At 67.5% G+C, this 22,345-nt stretch carries 20 protein-coding genes and 2 tRNA genes; 13 read left to right on the top strand and 9 right to left on the bottom strand.

What is annotated here, in order from left to right:
- Nucleotides 1-245: 245 nt before the first annotated feature.
- Nucleotides 246-2,651 (top strand): penicillin-binding protein, encoded by a 2,406-nt coding sequence (locus NLI01S_RS12630; protein ID WP_067603925.1) that lies wholly within the window; start codon nucleotides 246-248, stop codon nucleotides 2,649-2,651.
- Nucleotides 2,652-2,727: 76 nt separating this feature from the next.
- Here the strand turns inward: NLI01S_RS12630 and NLI01S_RS12625 are convergent, their stop codons facing one another.
- Entirely contained in the window at nucleotides 2,728-3,180 is a 453-nt protein-coding gene (locus NLI01S_RS12625; protein WP_067603923.1) for a GatB/YqeY domain-containing protein, read from the bottom strand.
- A 98-nt stretch (nucleotides 3,181-3,278) separates the two neighbouring features.
- On the opposite strand from NLI01S_RS12625, the gene NLI01S_RS12620 reads away from it, so the two are divergent.
- Nucleotides 3,279-4,199 carry a metallophosphoesterase gene (locus NLI01S_RS12620; RefSeq protein ID WP_067603921.1) on the top strand — a complete coding sequence of 307 codons (921 nt, stop codon included), beginning with the start codon at nucleotides 3,279-3,281 and terminating at the stop codon, nucleotides 4,197-4,199.
- A gap of 74 nt (nucleotides 4,200-4,273) precedes the next feature.
- A tRNA-Pro gene (locus NLI01S_RS12615) sits at nucleotides 4,274-4,347 on the top strand.
- A 276-nt stretch (nucleotides 4,348-4,623) separates the two neighbouring features.
- Here NLI01S_RS12615 and NLI01S_RS12610 read toward each other — a convergent pair.
- Nucleotides 4,624-5,148, bottom strand: coding sequence for a lytic polysaccharide monooxygenase auxiliary activity family 9 protein (locus tag NLI01S_RS12610; RefSeq protein ID WP_067603920.1), 525 nt, complete (start codon nucleotides 5,146-5,148; stop codon nucleotides 4,624-4,626).
- Nucleotides 5,149-5,668: 520 nt separating this feature from the next.
- Here NLI01S_RS12610 and NLI01S_RS12605 point away from each other — a divergent pair.
- On the top strand, nucleotides 5,669-6,496 hold the full coding sequence (locus tag NLI01S_RS12605; protein ID WP_067603918.1) for an oxygenase MpaB family protein: 828 nt from the start codon (nucleotides 5,669-5,671) through the stop codon (nucleotides 6,494-6,496).
- On the opposite strand, the gene NLI01S_RS12600 is transcribed toward NLI01S_RS12605, so the two are convergent.
- Nucleotides 6,493-9,270, bottom strand: coding sequence for an AfsR/SARP family transcriptional regulator (locus NLI01S_RS12600; protein ID WP_371850613.1), 2,778 nt, complete (start codon nucleotides 9,268-9,270; stop codon nucleotides 6,493-6,495). The two genes, NLI01S_RS12605 and NLI01S_RS12600, sit on opposite strands and share 4 nt — an antisense overlap.
- A 337-nt stretch (nucleotides 9,271-9,607) precedes the next feature.
- Nucleotides 9,608-9,760, bottom strand: a complete 153-nt coding sequence (locus NLI01S_RS26020; protein WP_190318452.1) for a hypothetical protein — start codon at nucleotides 9,758-9,760, stop codon at nucleotides 9,608-9,610.
- A gap of 565 nt (nucleotides 9,761-10,325) precedes the next feature.
- Here NLI01S_RS26020 and NLI01S_RS12595 point away from each other — a divergent pair.
- The 3 genes from NLI01S_RS12595 to NLI01S_RS12585 all read left to right on the top strand — a co-directional run bounded on the left by NLI01S_RS12595 (nucleotide 10,326) and on the right by NLI01S_RS12585 (nucleotide 12,519).
- Entirely contained in the window at nucleotides 10,326-10,937 is a 612-nt protein-coding gene (locus NLI01S_RS12595; RefSeq protein ID WP_067603916.1) for a hypothetical protein, read from the top strand.
- Nucleotides 10,938-10,943: 6 nt separating this feature from the next.
- Nucleotides 10,944-11,540 (top strand): hypothetical protein, encoded by a 597-nt coding sequence (locus tag NLI01S_RS12590; protein WP_067603914.1) that lies wholly within the window; start codon nucleotides 10,944-10,946, stop codon nucleotides 11,538-11,540.
- A gap of 424 nt (nucleotides 11,541-11,964) precedes the next feature.
- A complete protein-coding gene (locus tag NLI01S_RS12585) occupies nucleotides 11,965-12,519 on the top strand; it encodes a hypothetical protein (protein WP_223809218.1) in 555 nt (184 codons plus the stop codon).
- Nucleotides 12,520-12,541: 22 nt separating this feature from the next.
- Here the strand turns inward: NLI01S_RS12585 and NLI01S_RS12580 are convergent, their stop codons facing one another.
- The gene (locus NLI01S_RS12580) at nucleotides 12,542-13,828 is read right to left on the bottom strand and encodes a hypothetical protein (RefSeq protein ID WP_067603912.1); all 1,287 of its coding nucleotides are present in this window, start codon (nucleotides 13,826-13,828) and stop codon (nucleotides 12,542-12,544) included.
- Nucleotides 13,829-13,931: 103 nt separating this feature from the next.
- Here NLI01S_RS12580 and NLI01S_RS12575 point away from each other — a divergent pair, with 103 nt between their 5' ends.
- From NLI01S_RS12575 to NLI01S_RS12565, 3 genes are all read left to right on the top strand, one after another.
- Nucleotides 13,932-14,453 carry an NUDIX hydrolase gene (locus NLI01S_RS12575; protein WP_067603910.1) on the top strand — a complete coding sequence of 174 codons (522 nt, stop codon included), beginning with the start codon at nucleotides 13,932-13,934 and terminating at the stop codon, nucleotides 14,451-14,453.
- A 199-nt stretch (nucleotides 14,454-14,652) separates the two neighbouring features.
- A complete protein-coding gene (locus NLI01S_RS12570; protein WP_067603908.1) occupies nucleotides 14,653-15,090 on the top strand; it encodes a hypothetical protein in 438 nt (145 codons plus the stop codon).
- A gap of 204 nt (nucleotides 15,091-15,294) precedes the next feature.
- Entirely contained in the window at nucleotides 15,295-16,107 is an 813-nt protein-coding gene (locus NLI01S_RS12565) for a DUF2786 domain-containing protein (protein ID WP_067603906.1), read from the top strand.
- 211 nt (nucleotides 16,108-16,318) lie between these two features.
- On the opposite strand, the gene dnaN is transcribed toward NLI01S_RS12565, so the two are convergent.
- Together dnaN and NLI01S_RS12555 are read right to left on the bottom strand one after the other, a co-directional pair.
- The gene (gene dnaN / locus NLI01S_RS12560; protein WP_084392542.1) at nucleotides 16,319-17,461 is read right to left on the bottom strand and encodes a DNA polymerase III subunit beta; all 1,143 of its coding nucleotides are present in this window, start codon (nucleotides 17,459-17,461) and stop codon (nucleotides 16,319-16,321) included.
- A gap of 157 nt (nucleotides 17,462-17,618) precedes the next feature.
- On the bottom strand, nucleotides 17,619-18,077 hold the full coding sequence (locus NLI01S_RS12555; protein WP_067603902.1) for a DUF4442 domain-containing protein: 459 nt from the start codon (nucleotides 18,075-18,077) through the stop codon (nucleotides 17,619-17,621).
- 122 nt (nucleotides 18,078-18,199) lie between these two features.
- Between NLI01S_RS12555 and NLI01S_RS12550 the strand changes: the two genes are divergently transcribed.
- Both NLI01S_RS12550 and NLI01S_RS12545 read left to right on the top strand, forming a co-directional pair.
- Nucleotides 18,200-18,288, top strand: a tRNA-Ser gene (locus NLI01S_RS12550).
- A gap of 564 nt (nucleotides 18,289-18,852) precedes the next feature.
- Nucleotides 18,853-20,409, top strand: coding sequence for an alpha/beta fold hydrolase (locus tag NLI01S_RS12545; protein WP_190318451.1), 1,557 nt, complete (start codon nucleotides 18,853-18,855; stop codon nucleotides 20,407-20,409).
- A gap of 186 nt (nucleotides 20,410-20,595) precedes the next feature.
- Here NLI01S_RS12545 and NLI01S_RS26385 read toward each other — a convergent pair whose 3' ends face one another.
- Together NLI01S_RS26385 and NLI01S_RS12535 are read right to left on the bottom strand one after the other, a co-directional pair.
- Nucleotides 20,596-21,060 carry a hypothetical protein gene (locus NLI01S_RS26385; protein ID WP_223809217.1) on the bottom strand — a complete coding sequence of 155 codons (465 nt, stop codon included), beginning with the start codon at nucleotides 21,058-21,060 and terminating at the stop codon, nucleotides 20,596-20,598.
- Nucleotides 21,061-21,288, bottom strand: coding sequence for a hypothetical protein (locus NLI01S_RS12535; protein ID WP_067603898.1), 228 nt, complete (start codon nucleotides 21,286-21,288; stop codon nucleotides 21,061-21,063). It abuts the gene before it with no gap.
- 217 nt (nucleotides 21,289-21,505) lie between these two features.
- Between NLI01S_RS12535 and NLI01S_RS12530 the strand changes: the two genes are divergently transcribed.
- Nucleotides 21,506-22,330, top strand: a complete 825-nt coding sequence (locus tag NLI01S_RS12530) for a helix-turn-helix domain-containing protein (protein ID WP_067603987.1) — start codon at nucleotides 21,506-21,508, stop codon at nucleotides 22,328-22,330.
- The last annotated feature ends 15 nt before the right edge of the window (nucleotides 22,331-22,345 follow it).

Here is a 22,345-nt window from a genome sequence, read left to right as displayed (position 1 = left end):
TCTCATGGATATGGCCCGAGCGGGCCATTGCGTAACCGGTCGACCACTCTCCCGCGACCACGGCGGAGGGACTCGTCGGCCGAACCGTACCGGGATCGTTCAGCGATAACCGTGAAAAGATGGTCGTGGGGCACGGCTCGTGCGACGGCAGGGTCGATTCCGCATGAACAAGCGGCGTCCGACACCGATTGCACCGCTTTATCGCGTTCGCGGTCACTTAGTCTGATGGGGTGGGTCAGGGGACATTGCTTCAAAGAATCAGCCAACTGATGGTCGTCGGCGTGATCGCCGGTCTGCTCGTCGCCGCCTTGGCCATGCCGGCGGTCGGGGGCCTGGGGATCACGGCCAGGAACGTAGCCAGCGGCTTTCTCGACATGCCCAGCCAACTGGAGACCCCTCCGCCTCCACAACGCTCGACGATCTATGACGCCGATGGTGGCGTCATAGCGGAGATCTTCGACCAGAACCGTGAACTGGTCGACATCGAGGACATCTCCCCGAACATGACCAACGCGATCATGGCGATCGAGGACTCCCGCTTCTACGAGCACGGTGGCCTGGACGTGTCGGGCACCCTGCGCGCGGCCATCCGCACGATGGGCGGAAACACCGAGGGTGCTTCCTCGATCACACAACAGTACGTCAAGAACGTGCAGATCGAGGCGGCCACCTCCCAGGAGGAACTGGACCACGCCCGCGAGGAGACGATCGCCCGCAAGATCCGGGAGCTGCGCTACGCGGTCGCCCTGGAACAGCGGATGACCAAGGACGAGATCCTCGAGGGCTACCTCAACATCGCCTACTTCAGCGACGGCGCCTACGGGGTCGAGTCCGCCGCCCAGCACTTCTTCCAGGTGTCCGCGGCCGATCTCGAACTGCACCAGGCGGCGACCATCGCCGGTCTGGTCCGCTACCCCTACCTGTACAACCCCCGCTTCTTCCCCGAGCAGACCGAGGAGAGACGCAACGTCGTCCTCGACCGCATGGTCGCCACGGGTTCCATCACCGAGGCGGAGGCCGACGAGGCCAAGGAAGAGAAGCTCGAACTGGAACTGGACACCCCGCCCAACGGGTGCGTGCCCAGTGACCAGCCCTTCTTCTGCGACTACGTGGTGCAGGAGATCGAGCAGGACGAGCGGTTCGGCCCCAACGAGACCGAACGCGCCCGCTGGTTGCGCACCGCGGGCCTGGAGATCCACACGACCCTGGACCCGCAGACCCAGGAGGCCGGTCAGGCCGCCGTGGACAAGTGGGTGCCTCGTGAGAACGAGTCCCGCAAGGTGGCGGCCCAGGCCGTGGTCGAGCCCGGAACCGGCCACATCCTCGGCATGATGCAGAGCCGCAACTACGGGCCGGACGAGAGTCAACTCGGCGAGACGTCCATCAACTTCGCCACCGACTCCGACCGAGGCGGCAGCAGCGGCTTCCAGGCCGGTTCGACCTTCAAGGCGTTCACCCTGGCCGCGGCCCTCGAACAGGGCCTGCCGTTCAGCACCTCGTTCAACTCACCGAGTTCCACCACGGTGAGCGGGCAGACCGCCTGCAACGGCGGACGTCTGGAGAGCTGGTCGCTGAGCAACGCGGGCGACAGCAACGCCGGCAACCACAACATGATCTCCGGCACCAAGGCCTCTTCCAACACCTTCTTCGCGCAGCTTCAGGCGCGGGCCGGGCTGTGCAACACCATGGAGATGGCCGAGAAGCTGGGGCTGCGACGCGCCGACGGCACCCTGTTCACGGAGAACGCCAACTCGCTCGCCAACAGCAGCTTCACCCTGGGCAGCGAAGAGGTCTCCCCGCTGCGGGTGGCCAACGCCTACGCCACCTTCGCCGCCGGCGGCCGGTACTGCGAGCCGCAGGCCATCACAAAGATCGAGGACAACCAGTCCAACACCACGATCGACATCGAGCCCGAGTGCGACCAGGTCATCGATGAGGACGTCGCGGACGGCACCAGCTACCTGCTGACGCAGCCCTTCAACGGCGGTACCGCGGCCAGCCTCGGCATCAATCGACCCGCCGCGGGCAAGACCGGTACCACCGACGGTTCGGCGGCTGCCTGGTTCGCCGGGTTCACCCCGCAGATGGCCAGCTCCGTGTTCGTCGGCGACCCGCGCGGCCCGCAGCAGTACCCGCTGCGCAACGTCACCATCGGCGACCGACACTTCGGGGTCGTCTACGGGGCCACGATCCCCGGGCCCATCTGGCAGGAGACCATGCGTGGCGCCCACGAGGGCCTGGAGGTCGAACAGCTGGCGTCCGCGCCCGGCCGATTCGGCTCCACCTCCGAGCCGCGTTCCTCCAACGACGATGACGACGATGACGCCGACGAAGAGGCCAGCCCGGCCAGTGACGACGGCGGTGTGCCCGACGTGGTCGGCATGCCGGAGTCTGCGGCGGTGTCCGCGCTGGAGGAGGCCGGCTACTCCGCGAACGTGTCGGGGACCGCGCTGCGCTCCTCCGAGCCGGAGGGTTCGGTGGCCGCGGTGAACCCCGACCCCGGCAGCCGCCTGCCGGAGGGGGCCACGGTCAACGTCTTCCTCAGTGACGGCACCGGCCAGGAAAGCGCCGGAGGTCCCTCCGGGGACACCGACTGGCACCCGGTCCTGCCGGCCGGCCCGGTGAACAACGGCCGGAGCGAACAGGACTGACGCGGGTCCGAACACACGGGAAAGGGGGTGGGGTGACCTGGTCACCCCACCCCCTTTCGTTCTTCGAGCCCGTCCGTCAGGCCAGTCGGCTCTTGACCTCCGCGGCCACACGAGCACCGTCGGCGCGGCCCGCGACCTGCGAGTTGACCACCTTCATGACCTTGCCCATCTCCTTCATCCCAGAGGCTCCGGTCTCGGCGATCGCGGCGGCGACCAGCTGGGACAGCTCCTCGTCGGTGAGAGGCTTGGGCAGGTAGTCCGAAAGGATCTCGCTCTCGGCGCGCTCGTTGGCGGCGTCGTCGACGCGACCACCCTTGTCGAAGGCCTCGGCGGCCTCGCGGCGCTTCTTGGTCTCACGGACCAGGAGCTTGGTGACCTCATCGTCGCTCAGGGAACGTTGGGTGGAACCGGCCGCCTCCTCGGTGGAGATGGCGGCGAGCACCATGCGAAGGGTCGCGGTGCGCACCTTCTCACGCGCCTTCATCGAGGCGGTGAGGTCGGACCTGAGGCGATCTTTGAGTTCGGACATGACCTGATCCTATTGCCGTGACTCCCGCGCGGACCAACGCTTTGCGCACGGGACGGTTCCGGATCTGAGACGATCGATCGACGAAAGAGGAGGGCCGGATGAGCGTGGACGGTAGACGACTTCTGCGCGGGATCGGGCGTACGGCCGCGATCACGGGCGCGGTCGGTGTGGCCGGACTGGGGTACGCCTCGGTCATCGAACGCAACTGGTTCCGGCTGCGCAGGTACGAACTTCCCCTGTTGCCGGCCGGCAGCCCCCGGATGCGGATCCTGCACCTGTCGGACGCGCACCTGACGCCCGGGCGGAAGATGCTGATCGACTGGATCCGCGGACTCGAACGGTACGAGCCGGACCTGGTGATCAACACGGGCGACTCCCTGGCGCACCCGGAGGCCGTGGAGCCGTTCATCGACGCGCTCGGGCCGCTCCTGGACCGCCCCGGCGCGTTCGTGTACGGGTCGAACGACCTGTTCTCACCACAGCTGAAGAACCCGGCGCGGTACCTGTGGCGGACCAGTAAGAACGACTACAGGAAGCGTCGGGTGCCGGACCTGCCCTGGCGTGAGTTGGGCGCTTCGATGTCGGCGTCGGGTTGGCTGGACCTGAACAACCACAAGGGTTCGTTGAAGGTCGGCGAGCTGGACGTGGCCTTGGGTGGCGTACACGACTCGCACATCAAGCTGGACCGGTACGACGCCATCGCCGGCCGGGCCGACCCGAGCGCCGACCTGCGTCTGGGGGTGCTGCACTCACCCGAACCCGCCAACCTGGACCGGTTCGAGGCCGACGGCTACCAGCTCCTGTTGGCCGGACACACCCACGGCGGCCAGTTGTGCCTGCCGTTCTACGGGACCCTGGTGACCAACTGCGGGATCGACCGCAAGCGGGCCTGGGGGCTGAACGAGTACGGGAAGGCGTGGCTGCACGTCTCCGGCGGCATGGGCACGTCCCCGTACGCTCCGGTGCGGTTCTGCTGCCGCCCCGAGGCATCCCTGCTGGACCTGGTCCCGGGGCCCTGACCCGCACCGGAACAGTGTGGCGTGAACCGCGTCGCGAGCACTCCCCGAGTCCGCTAGACTTGGGGATGTTGCTTCGGGGTGTAGCGCAGCTTGGCAGCGCGCTTCGTTCGGGACGAAGAGGTCGTGGGTTCAAATCCCGCCACCCCGACGAGCACGAAGGCCGGTCCCACGGGACCGGCTTTCGTCGTCTCCGGGATCCTTCACCACCGGCTCTGGGTGATCAGCCGCCGGAGCGATCCCCGCCCGATCCGAGGGTCCGTCCGGCGTGGTCGAGTACTTACCCGACACATGATCCCACGTCGCTTCGGGTGAGCACGGGCCCCGCCTCCCGTCAAAGGGTGGGGGAACGCGTGCCGGTCCGGCCGTGGCGGGCCGGACCGGATCGGAACGCGGGGGTCAGGGGTTCGGTGGCGGGCTCGGAAGGTTACAGGGCGCCGACGTTGACGTCGATGCAGTTGTAGAACGCGTTGGAGGTGTCGGCGACGTTCCAACGGGCCAGGATGGTCTGTTCACCGCTGTACCCGGACAGGTCGACGTCGTGGGAGAAGTAGTCCGGCGGCTGGGCGCCACCGTCGTCGAAGCTCGCGACCAGCTCCCCGTCGATGAAGTACTCCCACGTGGCGGTGGAGTGGTTGGCCGTGATGATCCAGTCGAAGGTGGCGGTGGTGCCGACCGGGGTGACGTCCCAGCCATAGTCGTCGTCGCGGAGCTCGGCGTAGATCTCGTTGCCTCCGGCACAGTCCATCAGGCCCTTGGGGCCCTCGACGCTCTGCGGCTCCCACTGGATGGGACCGCACTCGACCACCCCGGCGTTGCACTGGGCCTGCCGGCTGGGCGGGTTGGAGATGTAGCCGTGGGCGCTGGCGGTGCCCGCGGGCATGAGGCCGAAGACCAGGGCGGTTCCGGCGGCGACGGCGGCGGTCGATCGGATCTTGCTGCGCACGGTCATGAATCGTGCCCTTCCTGGGGGTCACGACCCCGGAGGGTCGTAGCGGGATGACCCGGACCGGCACCGGTCCAGGGGATCGGGCGGAGGTCCCACGGCCGGTTAGTCCGTGGGTTCCGGGCTCGGCCGAGAACGGCCCCGTGGTGGTCGGGAAAGTCCTCCACCCGGTTGTCGAAGACGGTAAAGAGAGCGTCACGGCCCGTCAAGACCCCTGTTGGCCCGAGCCGGCTCCGGGGCCGTTCGGCGGGACCGAAACGGAGGAACCGGTTCCGGCCGCTGGTACTGGTGGGTTCCGGACGACATGAACGTCCCAACTGGAAAGACACCTTCCAGATCAGGTGCCGGTATGGAGCAAGGAGGAGCCGATCAGGCGCCCGGTCATGCGGAATTTCGGGTGGACCTCACCTTCAGGTGACAGTTGCCTCACCCTCGTCACGACGCGCTTCGGAACCGTCGCCTCCGGCGCTCCTCGGGACGCGCGCGTCATCACCTACGGATCCGGACCTTGACCTACCATCCAGACATGGACCGATCGTCCGACCAATCGATGCTGCGCCGGGTCCAGGCCGAGTCCGGACTCCTGGCCGGGGCCGGCTACGCGATCCTGCTCCAGATCGCCCACCCGTCCGTCGCCCAGGGCGTGTCCGACCACAGCGACTTCACGTCCCGTCCACTCGACCGTCTGCGCGGCACCCTGTTCTACCTGTACGGAACGGCGCTGGGAACGGACGAGGAGCGCGCGCGGGTCCAAGCGATCGTGCGGGCCATGCACCGCAAGGTGCGCGGGCCCGGCTACGACGCGCTCGACCCCGACCTGCTGTTGTGGGTCGGCGCGACCCTCTATCGATCGGGGGAACGGCTGCACGAGCTCGTCATCGGCGAGTTCACGCCGGGCGAGCGGGAGGCGTTCCTGGGGGAGGCCGCGGTGTACGCCACCGCGCTGGGCCTGCCGGAGGAGGCGTGGCCCTCGACCCCGGAGGAGTTCGAGGCGTACTGGGAGCGGAGCCTCGCGTGCCTCGATGTCGGACCGGTCGCCCGCGAGTTGGCCAACGGGGTCTTCCGGCCACGGAACCGATTGCTGTGGCCGCTCACCTTCGCCCAGCGCTTCCTCACCGGTGGGTTGCTGCCGGAGGGGCTACGTCGGGACTTCGGCATTCCGTGGTCGGCCACCAGGCAACGCCGGTTCGACCGGTTGATGCGGGTGACCAGGGCGGTGTATCCGAGGATCCCGCGTCCGGTACGGACCCTGCCATCGAAGCTGTACCTACGGTCGATGCGTCGTCATGGGGGCTGGAAGGCCCCGGGGACGAAGGGGACGAAGCGAAGGCGGAACGGCCGCCGACTCGTCTAACCGCCCAGCTCTCGGAGCGCCTCGCGCGCCTGCTCCGCCTCGGACAGGTCGAGTTCCTCGAAGGTCCGCAGGGCGTCGGTGAGCAGTTCCCGTGCCCGGCCCGGGGCCACCAGTGGTTCGGGGATCCGGCCCAGGGCGAGCGAGGCCCGAGCGGCGATGTAGCGCTCGTCCCGCTCGACGGCGGTGGCCAGAGCCTTCTCCAAGACCTCCGTGGCCTCGTCGAAACGGCCGGTCACGCTGAGGGTCGTCCCGTAATCGGTGAGGATCTCCGCGTCGCCACTTCGGTCGCCGCTTTCCTCCGCCAGTTCGAGGGCCTTCACATGGGCGGCGACGGCCGATTCGAACCTTCCCACGGCGCGGTGCGCGGCTCCGAACGAGTTGTGCACGAAGATCAGGTTCCCGACCAGCTGAAGCCGTGTGGACAGCTCCAGTGCCTCCTCCAGGTCCGCGAACGCGCGATCGTACTGTTGGAGTCCCACACACGCCTCGCCCATGACCCGCTTCACGTAGGCCCGGCCCTCCTCGTCGGAGTCACCCATGGGGGTCTTGAGCGCTCTTTCGGCACAACGCAACGCCTCTTCGTGCTCGCCCAGGGTCTGGCGCAGGACCGCGAGGTTCCCCCACTGCAGGGATTCGACCCTCGGATCCTCGGTGGCCGTCGCGTGAGCCAACACCCCCTGGATCGCCTCGGCCGATTCCCGGAACCTCCCCACGCGTTCGTAGACCATGGCGAGATTGGAGAGCGCCCGGACCATGCCCCACTCGTCCTCGACCACCTCCAGGATGTCCTTGGCCTCGGTCAACATCTCCAGGGAACGATCGAAGGAACCCGCGATGTAGTAGGCGATGCCCATCCCGATCAGGGTGACCGCGCGTCCACGTTCGTGTCCGCTTCCGTCGTTGGCGGCGAGGACACGTTCGTGGAGGGACAGGATCATCCCGGATCTGCCACGTATCGTGTAGAACTTCCAGGTCGCATCGGCGAGTCGCCAAGCCTCCTCCGCGCGTTCCTGTGCGGCGAAGTACTCGACGACCTCCGCGATGTGGTCCTGGTGGAGCTCGAACCATTCCTCGGCCTCGGCCCGGTCGTTCAGTTCCGGGCTGTACCGAGACGGCTTGACGAGGTTCTCACCGCTGTGACGTGGCCCGCCGAGAAGTTCCGCCGCCCGATCGGTGGTCGCGGTGAAGTAGTCGGCGTGGGCTCGTCGGGCGCGTTCGAACTCCATGACCCCGAGGTCCGTCCTCCCTCTCTGTGAGGCGAAGACGTGGATCAGGTCGTGGAACCGATAGACGTCGGCGTGGGGTTCGTCCAGCAGGCAGACACTCACCAGGTCCTGAAGCACCTCGTCGGTCTCCACCGGCGAGAGGGCGAGGATGGTGGCGGCCCCGTGAAGGTCGATGTTGCGGCCGAAGGCGGCGCCGAGCAGGAGGAAGGCCCGGTGCAGCTCCGGGTTGAGGCTGCGGTAGGAGAGGTCGATGGCCGACTCGACGCTCTGCCCGTCCACCTGAAGCTCCTGGAACTGGCGGTTCTGCTCGCTCAGTCGCCGCACCACGTGCGCGAAGGTCCACCGGGGCCGGCTCATCATCCGTCCGGCCACCACCCTCAAGGCCAGGGGCAGACCTCCGCACAGCCTGGCGACCTCTTGGGCCTGTTCGGGTTCCTGGGCGACCTTGTCCTCGCCCAGCACACGGGCGAAGAGTTCCAGGGAGGACTTCTTCTCCAGGACGTTCAGGGAGATGTACCGGGCTCCGCTGAGGCCCGACAGGTCGTTGCGCGAGGTGATCAGTGTCAGTGATCCGGGGGAGGCGGCCAGGAGCGGGGCGACCTGGGAGTAGGTGACGGCGTTGTCGAGAACCGTCAGGACCCGTCGCCCCATGAGGGTGGCCCGCCACAGCGCGGAACGCTCGTCCAGGGACTCGGGGACCTCGTTCGGGTCCACCCCCACCGCGCGCAGCAAGGCTCCCAGGGCGGTGTGGGAGTCCAGAGGCTCCTTGTCCAGGGTGTAGCCGTAGAGGTCGATGAACAGCTGCCCGTCCGTGTACTCCTCGGCCAGTTCGTGGCCCGCCCGAACAGCCACGGTGGTCTTGCCGACCCCACCGGTCCCGGTGATGACGCAGACCTTGGCCCGCTTCTCGTCGTGAGCGGCCAGGTCCAGGATGTGGGTGAGGGAGCTCTCCCGACCGGCGAAGTCGGGGATGTCCCGCGGCAGATCGTTACGGACGACGAAGCCGTCCTCCCTGCTCAACACCAGCGCACCGGACCCCTTCGCCGGTGTCTTCTCGACGCTGTGCGCACGCAGGATCTGTGTGTGCAGGGCCATCAGTTCGGGGTCCGGATCGACCCCCAGTTCCTCCGCGAGCCGGGAACGGATCGCCTCGTAGGCGGACAGCGCGGCGGCCCGTTCGCCACTCCGCCAAAGGGCGGTGATGAGGAGGTGGTGGATCCGTTCCCGCAGTTCCTCCTGCCGGGCGATGGGGGTCAGGTAGGCGACCACCTCTTTGACCCGGCCCAGTTCGAGCGCGCAGTCGGCCCACTCGGCCACGGCCGCCCAGCGCTCTTCGAGCAGCGGGGACACGATCGAGTAGAGGAGGTGTTCCGACCCGACCCCCGAGAAGGGGACCCCACGCCAGGATTCGAGGGCCTTGGCCAGCCGCGTCATGGTCTCCGGGGAGGCGACGCCCTCCGCCGACTCCCGAAGTCGCCGGAACCTGTACAGGTCGACACGGTCCGGGTCGATGTCGGCCAGGTAGCCGCCGGAGGTGGTTTTGATCATCCCTGGAAAGGAACGGCGCAGGTGAGAGATCTGTACCTGGATCACCGAGCGTGCGGTCCGAGGTGGATCGTCGTTCCACAGATAGCTGATCAATTGGTCGAAAGTGACCTCTCGACCGGCGTATACCAAGAGCACGCCCAGGACACAACGTTGTCGTGGTCCACCTACCGGAAGGGATCTTCCGTCCGACCACGCGGCAATGGGGCCAAGCACGCCGAAATCCACAAGTAGCAACCCTAGCAAGCCGCCACTCGTGGAATAGGAATATGGGGAGACCGTTCGCTCCGAGTACCCCCCTCCAGTCGGTACTCGGAACGTACGGCCCCGGAGGGGAGGACTACTTGTCCTCCTTCTCCTCCTTCTCCTCTTCGGCTTCGTTGGGAGTCGCTTCCTTCGGGATGGGCTCCTCCATGGGACGCATCTTGGCCTCGGGCGCCACACCCGCCACGATCGCCTCGAACCGCTCGTCCAGCGTCAGCATCTTCGGCACTCGAACTCCTCTTCTGACCGCACTCGTGTAGAGCCGCAATGTGGCCCTACGTCGTCTTCGAAGCATGATGGGACTCACCGCCCTCCGGCGGAAACGCCATCCGTGGTGCCCTCCGCCTGGGGGCTACCACGGATGGCTCGTGTCCGATTCGTCGCTGGACCAGCGGGCCTCCCACGAGCCGTCCTCTCGCGGGCACCGGTCTCAGCGATCGATTTTCACACTAGGGAGATCCTCTTCCGAGACGCTTACAAACCGCTTTCAGTTCGGAGGAAAAAACCCAAGGTCGTTCCGCGGACACCCATTGTTGACCTCTGGCATTAACGGGTTCAACCCCCGAACCGAATCCACACCATGCGTAGCCATTTATTCACTCCGGGTAATTATGGTTTCACCCTCGATAACCCGCCCCGTTTCCCGACCCGAGCGCCCCTCGAACCGCCCGACCGGACCTTCACCCTCGAACGACACCGAAAATCGCCAGGACCTGCGAGAATTCGCGACCTTGTTCGACCGGTTCCGGACGTTTTGAGGTGCCCACGACCCATTACCTCTAGACTTTCGCCTCGTGGTGCACCATCTCAGCGCCGCGGAGGAACCACGGCGCTCCCCCCTACCCGCGAACCCCTTCGCGAGGTTCGCCCTGTTCTCCCTGACCGGCGCGGCCTGCGCGGTCGGTCTCCTCGGTGTGGCCGCGTTCGGTGGGCTCGACACCCACGACCCGATGGCCGACCCGGCCGAGCCGGGTACCGAGCTGAAGAACGACCTCATCACCGTGACCCCGCACGAGGCGCGTGTCCACACCGACGACCTCGGTACCTACCTCCAGGTCAAGGCCGACATCGAGCTGCGCGGCTCCGAACGACCCGTTCCGATGGGCAACGTCGGCGGCGCCCTGGTGGTGCACGCGGAACCCGGCGGGCAGAGCGTGAAGGGGCCGGAGATCGACTACGAGCGTCAGCCGACGGGTTACGTGTCGCACCTACAGCCGCACTCGGTGGAGGAGTCGGCCATCCTGTCCTGGGAACTCCCCCGGAACCTCGACGTCGACGACGTGGAGAGCCTGGGTTTGGCGCTGCACGAGATCGAGGAGCTCCAGACCACCGGTGGCACGGGGACCCTGTGGGTCGGCACCAACGATGTGGCGGGCGCGGTCTCGCTCCCCCTGGGCGGGGGCTGAACGAAGATGAACCGGCCCCTCACCGTCGTCGTCTGCCTGCTCCTGGCCGCCGGCATCACCCTCTGCCAGCACTTCGTGGTGGCCAAGGACAAGATGGTCGAACCCATCGGCACGTCCGGGTCCGCCGAGGAACCCGTCGTCACCGACGACTTCACCCTGGAGATCGACCGGGTCGAGCTGAGCACGTCCCTGAGCGCCACCGACAACTTCGGTGAGAGCACGGAGCCGGCCGAGGCCAACGGCGTCTGGGTGCTGGTCTGGGCCCGCATGACCGCCGAGCACACCACGATGGTCCATTTCCCCGCCGAGCTGCGGATGAAGGACGGCACCACCTACTTCGAACCGAGCTGGTTCCCCGACGCGATGGACCGTGCCACCCTGTCGCCCGGTCTGCCCCTGTACGGCGCGTTCGTGTTCGAGACGCCCGAGGAGGAGATCGACGAGCCCTCCCTGGTCGTCACGAACGCCCCCGGGTTCGAGGGCCGCCTCGGCGCCCAGGCCGTAGTGGACCTGAAGCTGACGGACACCTCGCCCTCCGACGAACCCGCGGAACTGCTTCCGCCGCAGATCCAGGCCGGGGAGAACATCGATGCATCCGAATGATCCCCGCAGACAAGGTCCTCAGCCGGGCACTCAGCCCCCGTATGGGCGCCCTAACCCCTCGTACGGCCCGGTCGGACCGGGGGGACACCCATGGCCGCCCCAGGGGCCGCCTCAGGGCCGACCTCCCCGGGAGGGGCGGCCCGCCGGAGGGCCGCCCACGAGCCCTCCCCCTCCGATGCCTCCAGGCCCCGGAGGGCATCCCGGTCAGGGTGGGCAGGCCACCGGCGCCCAGGTCCCTCCAGGACACCCCGGACCGCACTGGGGACGGCCACCCCGGAACCACCCGTGGAACCCGGAGGCCCGGGACCCACGTTCGCCCCGGACCGCACCGGGCTCTCGCTCGACACACCACGCCCGTCCCTCGCCCTACTCCGGTCGACCACGCCGCGCCCTCCCCCTGTGGAAGCGCCTGCACCTGCCCTACGTGGCCGCCTTGGTCGTGCTGTTCCCGATCATGGTCGGGTGGCCGTACCTGACGGAGACCAGGGAAGTGAGCGAGCGCGGTCTCGTCCGCCCCGAGCCTCGGGTCGTCGAGGGTTCGACCGCGACCATGGCCGGCAGCGAGTGGGAGGTCCTCGGTTACCTGGTCGGTTACGTGGAGGGGCAGACGCCACCACCGAAGGGCGTGGAACTGGTCGACGTCGGCTTCAAGGTCACACCCGAGGACGACGACGCGGGCGAGCTGCTGAACGCGTACTGCCGCTTCCGCGCCATGGACGAGGACGGACGTACCTGGGAACCCACCACGGAGTACGCCATGCGCGACCTCTCCGAGGACCAGGGCGTGACCATGAGCGGTTGCTCCGACGCCGACGCGGCCCCGATCCCGGCGGGCAAGGAGCAGACACTGGTGCTGTCCTTCCTGGTTCCCGAGGACGTGGCCGAGGAACTCGGGTACGAGGTCACCGTGACGACCACGGGCGACCTCGACCGTCCCAGGCCCCAGGCCCTGCTCTTCGAGGCCGACCCCCTGGAGTGATCCCGACCGGTGAGGGGGCTTCCTAGGAGGCGTGTCGGGCCGGGTGCCACAGGTGCCGGCCCACACTGTTCTCCTCCGCCTTGCGCAACGCGATCTCGAAGGCCGCGGCCAGCAGGCACAGGCGGAACAACATGTGCAGGGCGTCCACGGTGAAGTCGATGGGCCGCAACCACGGCCAGAGCTCACCCTGGAACTCGCCCGGGCCGAGCAGGACGAAGAGTCCCCGGTTCAGTTGGCTGAACGCCATGTCCAGGAAGACGAAGTACAGGCAGAAGGTCAGGTAGAACACCGGACCCGCGCCGAGCACGAAGCGCCCGGCGTTGAGCAGGGGCGTGAACTTGTCCCGGAAGTCCGAGTCCGCCTGCCGTCCGAACACCTTGCCCAGCCTCGCGGCGAGGTTGACGGCCACTCCGACCCGGCCACCGCCGCGGCGCTCCTCGAAGAGGGAGTCGTGGTCGTCGATCTGGGCCCGATAGACCACCGCTGTGATGGTCAGCCACAGCATCGGGCCGAGGAAGCCCTCCTTGACCGATGTCCACACGGCGGTGATCGCCGCGACGATCCCGGCGGAGAGCTCGGGCACGTTCAGCTTGATCCCGAAACCGTCGATGGCGTCCTTGAGCGTGGTCTCCACCCCGACCCAGGCGGCCCGGTTGCCGACCCACTCATGGGAAAAACCGATGAAGACCCCGACGGAGAACAGGGCCAGGAACATCCAGACGCCCTCGAACAGCGCCGTGAGGACGCCCAGGACCGGATTGCGCCCCGACTCGTAGAAGTATCCGCACACGCGCCGCAGCAGCCAGGCCACGACCGCCACCACCAAGGGCGGACCGAACCAGCCCAATTCGGTCGGGGTCGCGAAGGCCTCGACGCCGCCGGTGTTGAGCAGACCGATGCTGTAGGTGTCGTACTCCTCCTTGATCAATCCCCAGGCCCCGTAGAAGACCAGGAACGGCATGATCGCGAGGGCGACCCCGTCCACGACCCGACGTTCCCGTTCGGCGAAGCCGGTGCGTTTCCCACGTCGGACGACCTCGGAGTGCAGCTCCCTGTCCACCATGGGGAGCCCCGGGCGTAGGAGCTGGAACATCACCACGAAGGTCACCAGGGTGATCAGCAGGGTGAGTCCGAGGCCGGTCAGGGAGAGGGTGGGGTTCGCGTCGGTGAGACCCACCAATCCGCGCATGAGCCAGCTGTGCAGCAGCATTCCGCCGGTGTAGACGCACAGCAGAGGAGCCCAGTGGCGGCGCACCAGGTCGAGAGCGTAAACCGGCAGGAGGGCTGCGGAAGACGTCGAGGGGGCCATAGGTTCAAGAGGTTAGCGGGATCCGCCGAATCGGGCTCCCGCTGTCCACAGGGTGCGATGGGCGACCACGCACCTGAAGCGACCGGGCTGATCGGAGGGCTTGATGCAGGAGGGCGACGGAAACGGCTGGGTGAAACTGCCCGACGGCTCCCGAAGGTGGGGACTGTACGGCGCCGCCGGGCTGTTGTTGTACGCCACCGACGCGGCCGGTTCCGGCCACGTGCTGCTCCAGCACCGTGCGGGGTGGACACACATGGGCGGAACCTGGGGCATCCCGGGAGGTGCGCGTAATCGGGACGAGACTCCGCTGGAGGCGGCCGTACGCGAGTTCCGAGAGGAGGTCGCGGGCGATCTCGCCGACTACACGGTACTGGCCCGACACGAACACGACCTGTCGGTGTGGCGCTACGACACCTTCCTGCTGCGGGTCCCCGCCCTGGCTCCGTTCCGCCCCGGCAATTCGGAGAGTGAGGAGATCCGGTGGGTTCCGGTGACCTCCACGGAGTCACTCCCCCTGCTCCCGGCGTTCCGCACGGCCTGGCCAGGTCTGCGGGCCGACATGGAGGGCGCCTACGACGATCATCCACCGAATCCGGGTGCTTCGGGCACTTCCGTGGACGTTTGATCGTTCTTGGAGGAGAGGCGCCCCGTGCACTGGTTCGGGGCTTCGAGCCGTCTTTTCCCGGCGCGCCAGGTGCCGGGGCCCCACCTCCGGGGTAAGTCAGGGACGAGCCCTGATGCGTGGGACGCCCCGACCCACCATCCTGGTGGTGGAGGGTCCCGCGGCGAGCGGAGGCCACGCGAACTCGACTGGAGCTGTGAACATGACGCTGGAGCGCGGTAACGCATTCACTCCCGTCGCCTCGGCGACGATGATCTGGCCGTGGGGGGCCTCGGTCGTGGGCGGCTCCGTGGCCGGCGCCCTCTCCTTCCTGATGAACTTCGGCCTGGCCGGGATCCCCGGCGCGGTCACGACCGGCATCTTCTTCTTCGCGCTGATCGGCGGAATCGGCGGTGTGATCAGCAAGAAGAGCGACCGTCGGGGTCGCCGTTGGGCCGCCAACTACCCGTTCCGCTACGCGGCCGCGCCGGCCGTGTTCGCCGGTGGCGCCACCGCCATCATCAGCTACATCGGGTCCGTCATCGGCAGCTTCGCCATCTTCAGCGGACTGTTCGGTGGTCTCTTCGCCGGTCTGGGTGTGGGCCTGGTCCTGTGGCTGATCATCGGCGTCGTCGCCGCGGTCGCGGGCAACAAGAACTGAGCGGTCTCCGACGGGTGGTCGATCACCTCGGCCACCCCGCACGGGACGGGCATGATTCGGACAGGTGTGTGAGCGGTCTTCCAGGCCGCCCTGACGGTGGCGGGGAACAAGAGGGCTTAGGCTCGTTGTTTCCGCCCGGGGCGGAACAAGACACTCACCTAGGGGAGACAACCGGCGCCGATGACTGAAGCTGCCCGTCAGAAGATGGTCGAGCGGGTCCGCGGGCTCCTTCGCATGGCGGAGGACCCCGCGGTCACCGATGCCGAGAGCCAGGCGTTCACCGCCAAGGCCGCCGAGCTGATGACCCGCCACGCGATCGCCGAGGCCGAGGCCCGCGCCGAGCGGGGCGAGGAACCGGACACGATCAGCCGCATGGACTACGCCGTTTCGGGGGCGGGCGGTCACGGCAAGTCCCGGGTGCGCGCTCTCGCCGACATCGCCGCCGCCTACGGGTGCCAGTCCGCGGTCCGGGGGAACAACTCGGAGAACACCGAGCGCGTCATCATCCTGGTGGGTACCGCCAGCGCGCTGGACGCGCTGCGGATGTTGTTGCCTTCGATCTCCATGCAGATGGAGGCCTCCGCCCGGTTCATGAGTTCGGCGCACATCACCGACATTCGAGAACTGCGCAACTACACACGGTCGGCCTTGGAGACGGAGCGTAAACGCTACTACCGTTCCTTCGTCCGTGCCTACGGGCAGGCGGTGGCCGAACGCATTCGAGAGTTCCGCGCCCGATTGCAGAGAATGGCCGCGTCCGAAACCGACTCCGATGGCGTTACCGACGGTGACGAAAGCGGTTCCGCCCGTGGGGCGGCACTGGTCCTGCGCGAAGATGTGCATCGGGTGAACGAAGAGTTCCAAAAGCAGTTCCCACAGTTGCGTAAACACCGCCCCGAGCGCACCCACAGCGCCGCCGGGTACCGGGCCGGATACCGCCGCGGACGCCAGGCCGAACTGGGCCTGGACACCCCGGTGACCAGTGGCGGAACGTCCACTCTGGCCGAAGGCGAATAGCCACTCACGCGGAGTTGTCCACAGGCTGTGCACAGTTTCCACAGGAACACCGTTTTCCCTTGTCACAGCGGAGAACAGGCCGTTTCAAAGGGCTCTTCGACCCTTCTGCGCGACCGATCACCCCGGGTTATCCACAGGCTGGGGAGACAGCCTGTGGATAACTTGTGGACGGCCCTGTGGACGGTTTCCCCAAGAACAGGGAATCCGCTGGTCAAGTACTACGCAATGGCTGGACCAAGTAGTGGAACGAGGGCTCTTCGCCCTCCTTCGCCGGAACGTCGGTGAACACCGCGGGTTTCGTCGGTTCCGTGAAGTTGAGGTAGGCGGTGGTGGTGCCCACCCCGGAGAGCCCGTCGACCAGGTAGTCGGGCTTGAAGGCCACCCTCAGGGGATCGCCCTCGTACCCCACGCCGATGGCCTCCACCGCCTGGGCGTCCTCACCCGAACCGGCCTCCAGAACGACCTCACCCTCCGTGAACGCCAGCCGCAGAGGCGTGTTTCGGTCCGCCACCAAAGCGACCCGCTTGATCGCTTCCAGCAACGGCCCCACGGCGACCTCGGCCCGCCCGGAGAAGTCGGTGGGGAACCAGGACGCGTACTTGACGAAGTCGCTGTCGATCAGCCGAGTGGTGGTGTGTCGCTCGCCGTTGGCGAAGCCGATCATGCCCTCGCCCGGTGACAGGTCGACACCCTCCGCCACGGCGTACGTGGACAGGGCGATGTCCACGTTGGAGTGGCCGATCAGCCCACGCACGGTGTTGGCGAGGGTACGAGCGGGGACCAGGGCGGACACGTCCACCCCGGGGTCCTCCGGCCGCCACCACAGTTCGCGGACCGCGATCCGGTAGCGGTCGGTGGCCACGATCTTCAGCGCCTCACCCGTGAAGTCCAGGTAGGCGCCGGTCAGCATCGGCAGGGTGTCGTCCTTGCCGGCCGCCGGGGTCACCTGACGCACCGCGGCGGTGAAGGCGTCGGCCGGCACCGAGCCGATCCTTCCCGGCATTCCGGGAAGCCCGGGGTAGTCCTCCAGCGGCATGGTGATGAGGGTGAAGCGGGCGGCGCCTCCGCGCACGTTCACCTTCGGGCCGTCGGTGTCGATGTGCACGGAACCGGACGGCAGGTTGTTGACGATCTCGGCCAGCAGACGCCCCGGTACCAGTACCGCGCCGGGTTCCTCCGACAGGACCTCCACCGATGCCCTGGTCGAGACCTCGTAGTCGAAACCGGAGAGATGAAGGGTGGTTCCGTCCTCGGAGACCTCCATGCGCATCCCGGCCAATACCGGTACGGCCGGCCTGGTGGGCAGCGCCCGCGCGGTCCAGGAGACCGCCTCCGCGAACGCGTCGCGATCCACTCGTAGTCTCACCGCACGGCCTCCTCTTTCAGCCAGGTTCCCTTTCCAGGTCAACGTACCCAGCGGTACCGACAATCGGCAGCCCCGAGCGGGATGGGGAAGGCCCCGGTCGGGCCGGCGGAAGGGGTGGCGGACCGGGGCCGGCTTGCGGGGTGGGTCAGCCCCTGTTGGGCTTGAGCGTCCAGGTGACGGTCATCTTTCCGGTGACGGTGCCGTCCTCGGTGCGCAGCTCCACCTCGATGGGGAACTCGGGGCGCTCGCCGGCGTCCAGTTCGGCCACGACCTGCTCGCGCGGGTGGGTGAGTGTGGCCTCCGCGATGACGTCGCCCAGGGCGATCTGGAGGAAGTCGACCTCGACCCGGCTGGGGAAGGGCACCGCGCGGTCCAGTTGGTCCCCGAAGTCACCGATGATGATGGCGCCGGACGCGGACTCGGCCAGGGTGAACATGGCTCCCGTGTGGGGTCCGCCGATGTGGTTGTGGTGGTTCGCGTTCTCGGGCAGGCGCATGACCACGCGGCCGTGCTCCACCTCGACGAAGCCGATCCCGAGGTGCCGCGCGAAGGGCACGGCCGCGAGGAACCCGGACTTCACGAACTCCGCCGTACCGGCGTCCATTTTCTCCATGGCAGGTAGGTTACTCCCGAGTAACCCAGATGCGCCATACCTCCCGGTACCCCTGCGCCGAAGCTCCCGCTGTGAGCTACCATGTCTGGCGGAGAGAGCCACGGCTCTCGCCTGGAGGGTTCGCATAGCGGCCGAGTGCAGTGCTCTTGAAAAGCACCAAGTCCTTGACGGGGCTTCGTGGGTTCAAATCCCACACCCTCCGCAGAGTCCCCAGGTCAGAGGCCCACTGGGGAAGAAGAAAAGGCCGGTGAGCCGGGTCCATCGCACATGGACCGGCGCATCGGCCTTCGTCGTTCCCGAGGTCGGTGGCCAGCGCCTTCCGCCAGACGTCCTCCATCACGCCCACGAGCTCGTCCCACCGGACCGGGAACAGGCGATCGTCGGGCCGCTTCGTGCAGGTCAGCGCCGCGTTGTGCGGCACGTGCGGTATCCGGCTCGTTGATACCTGCGGACTCGGAGAGGACGAGCGGTACAGGTCGGCGGGTGCACCGCCAGAGGACTGCCGCGCGGAAGGCCTCGATGGCCTGTGCTCGTGGTCCATCGACTTTCGTCGGTGACGAGCCGTTCCCGGGTGCCCGAGAGCCCTACTATCGCCACCCCCGGTTTCGTCAGCCAGGTGGATCCGCCCGCGGTGCTCCCCTCACTAGATTGCCACTCGAACGCCAGCCGATAAGCGCTTCCGGCCGTGGAGTACGAGACCGGTGGCCGAACGAGCGAGGAATGCGCAGTGGGAAGAGCGAACATATTGACGGGAGCGGGAGCCGCCGTGGTCACGACCGGCCTCGCGCTCTCCCTGACCGGCGCGCTACCGTCGGATTCCTTCGCCGACGACCGACAAGAGCCCGCCGAGGACCGGGCGTTGGCCGCCTTCCACGACCAGAACGTGGACTGGGAAGAGTGCGAGGACTTCTTCCTCACCGGTCTCGACTGCGCGACGGTGGAGGTGCCACTCGACTACGACGCCCCCGAGGGCGAACGGATCCACGTGGGGGTGAGCCGCCGGCCCGCCCAGGTCGACGAGGGGGAACGACAGGGCGTCCTGTTCACCAACCCGGGCGGACCCGGTGCGACCGGGCGTTTGACCGCGGACGAGATCGGCTCCACCCCGCTCGGAGAGGTCTACGACGTCATCGGCATGGACCCGCGAGGCCTGGGCGCCTCGACCTGGCTCGACTGTGAGATCGACCCTCCCCTCCTTGACACGCACCCCACCGACGAGGAGCTCGAACAGCACTTCGACGACCAGCGCGAGTACGCCAAGGCTTGCGACGAGGCCGATGGCGACCTGCGCCCCCACTTCACCACCGCCAACACCGCCCGCGACATGGACGTCGTCCGCGCGGTGTTGGGGGAGGAACAGATCGACTACCTCGGCGCCTCCTACGGCACCTACCTGGGCGCGGTCTACGGAACCCTCTTCCCCGAGCGACTCGACCGGGCCGTGCTCGACTCGGCCGTCGACCCCGACGGGGTCTGGCGCGAGAACTTCCTGTCCCAGTCCCAGGCCGCGACCGACAACGTCGAGCGCTACACGGACTGGCTGGCCGAGCGTGACGACGAGTTCGACTTCGGGGCCACGCGAGAAGAAGTCTTGCGCTCGTTCGAACAGACCTCCGAGCGGCTCCGGGAGGAACCCCGGGAAGCCGAGAGCGGGATGATCTACGACGAGGACTACTTCCGCAGCCTGGTGAGCATCTCGGCCGACGACCAAGGGGCCTGGGACGAGTCGGCCTTGTTGTTCAAGGCCCTGGTCGAGGAGACCCCCCTTCCGGAGGCCCCCGAGCCCCCGGGGGAGCCCGACATGCCGATGCCGCCGGAGGACCCGGAGGAGGCCGAGGAACAGCTGGGACGGCTGGAGGGTCCCCCGCACCTGGTCTGGTCGCTCCTCTGCGAGGCCGAATGGCCCACGGATCCCGATCAGTACCGGGCCGACGTGCGCGAGCTCCGGGAGTCACACGACTTCGGTCAGGCGGCGTCGCAGGCCGGACCACCGGTGTGCCTGTTCTCCGAGAACCAGCCGACCGAGCCCACCGTCGACCTGACCCGCGAGTGGGAGACCCCGGCACTCGTCATCGCCGGCGAGTTCGACTCCAGGACCCCGTACCAGGGCGCGGCCAACATGGCCGATCGGCTCGACAGCCCGCTGGTGAGCGTCGTCGACAACGGTGGCCACGTCTACTACGGCTCCTCCCTCACGGACGACGAAGGGGACCAGATGTACCCGTGTGTCGCCGATGCGGTGGAGGCCTACCTCATCGACGGTCAGGAGCCGCAGGACATCGACTGTCATGACCGTCCCCGACCGGGCGAGGACGCCCCCTAGTCACGAAGTCGTTCGGCCAGGCGTTGAGGCAGGCATCGATCCCGGCCTCAGAACGCAAATCTTGAACCTTGGATGTCGACCGGCTGTGCCGGACACCGGGCCCGTCCCTCTTCCAGACGGGGAAGGAAGAGGGACGGGCCCAGCGTGTGTCCCAGCGGAGCCCCGCGCAGAGGGGCGCGGAGATCTCTAACCGCTGCCCGGCTCCGTTAAGCCCCATTCGCGCTTGAACCGCTCGCCTTGTCGTTGCCAGGCACGTTCCTCTTCGGGGGTGAGGGGTGCGTTCTCGGGGTCGGGACCAGAGGGAGCACCGTGATGGCGGCGCAGGCTCGCTTCCAGGAGTTCCGGGGTGGGTTCGATCTCGCTGCGCCAGTGGCTGCGGGGGTTGTGATGGGTGGCCATCCAGAACCGGCCCGTCCAAGCGAAGCGGTGGGTGCGCCCCCAACGTTCGTACAAGCGCGCCAACACGACGGAGGGCGGTTCCCAGGTGTCGCCGCCGGCCTCCATGTGGTCACCCCCGTGGCCGGTGAGCAGGCAGCAGCGGCGGGGGGAACCGCATGCGTTGAGGTGCGTCTCGGTGCACAGCGGGACCGGAGCGTCGGGGAGTTCCTGCCGCGGCCTTGGTGTGGGGCGCGGGTTGGTCGGGTCGCTCATCTAGGCCGCCACCGGGATGCGGTGGAGACCGTCGAGAACCCGAAGGAGCAGGGGGAGGTCGTCCATGGGCGGACGGGGCTGCGGAATGTGGGGCGTGCGAGTGGCCGGCCACAAGTGGGCGTAGGCACGCACCCGGGAGGCACGGCGGGGGCGGCGCTGACGGAGCACCTCTTCCGTGCACCGGGGCACGGAAGCCGGTCCGGACTGGTTCAGGTATCGGGGCGCCATGGACGCACACCTCCTGGTTCGGGTGCCGGCTGGGAGGGCCGGCGCTGCATTGGGTAAAGCCATCTTCTACTCTGGTCGCCAAAATCGCAATGCCAAAGTTTTATTTGGTCGAATATACTTTCCGTGGCAGCCACGAAAAATGTTGGTGGATGCGCAAATGACCCAGAGTGCGAGGTTCGACGTAGGATCGGCCCAGCACCGACCCCGAAGGAGCGATGTGTCTGGAAGCCCCACCGTCCGCAGGCGTCGACTGAGCTACCTACTTCGTGGGCTTCGCGAAGAAGCCGGGGTCACTGCCCAAGCGGTCACGAAACAGCTCGGGTGGTCGCGGGGCAAGCTCACCCACATCGAGCAGAACCAGTGGAAAAGGCCGAGTGCCCGAGATATCGAAGATCTTCTCGACGTCTATGAAGTGACCGATGACGATCAACGTTCGGAGTTCCTGGCCCTGGTGAAGCAGGCCAGGAAACCAGGATGGTGGGTGTCCTACTCGGATGTGCTCGGCAGCGGAACGTTCGTCGGTTTGGAGGCCGAGACCCGCTCGATCAGGACGTTCGAGGCACTGGCCATCCCCGGTCTGCTCCAAACGGAAGAGTACGCCCGGGCCGTCGTTCGCTCTGGTGGGGTCACCGACGAAGACGAGCTTGACCGGCGGGTGCAGGCGCGCATGCTTCGCAAACAGGTCTTGGCCACCCCGGGCGCCCCGCTGTACTGGGCCATCATCGATGAAGCGGCCCTGCGCAAGAGCGACTCAGAACAACTCCAGCACCTTTTGGACGTACAGACTCCCCGGCTCGGGCTCCAGGTGATCCCCGACAGGGTCGGACCACATGCCGCGCTCACAGCGCCGTTCGTCATCTTGGACTTTCCAGGAACCGACCCGTCCACGGTGTACGTATCCACCTGGTCGGATGAGCTCTATCTGGAAGAACCTCATCAGATCGAGGCATACGAGACTCTGTGGAGGCACGTCCAGGCCACCGCGCTCTCGGTAGAGGATTCCCTGGCGCTGATCAGATCTCTGCTCGACTCCCCGACGTAAGGAAGCGGCACTCCC

It is taken from the genome of Nocardiopsis listeri NBRC 13360 (assembly GCF_001570765.1).
GTDB lineage: Bacteria > Actinomycetota > Actinomycetes > Streptosporangiales > Streptosporangiaceae > Nocardiopsis > Nocardiopsis listeri.
Note: the sequence above shows the minus strand (reverse complement) of the source record. Positions and strands in the feature narration are given on the sequence as shown.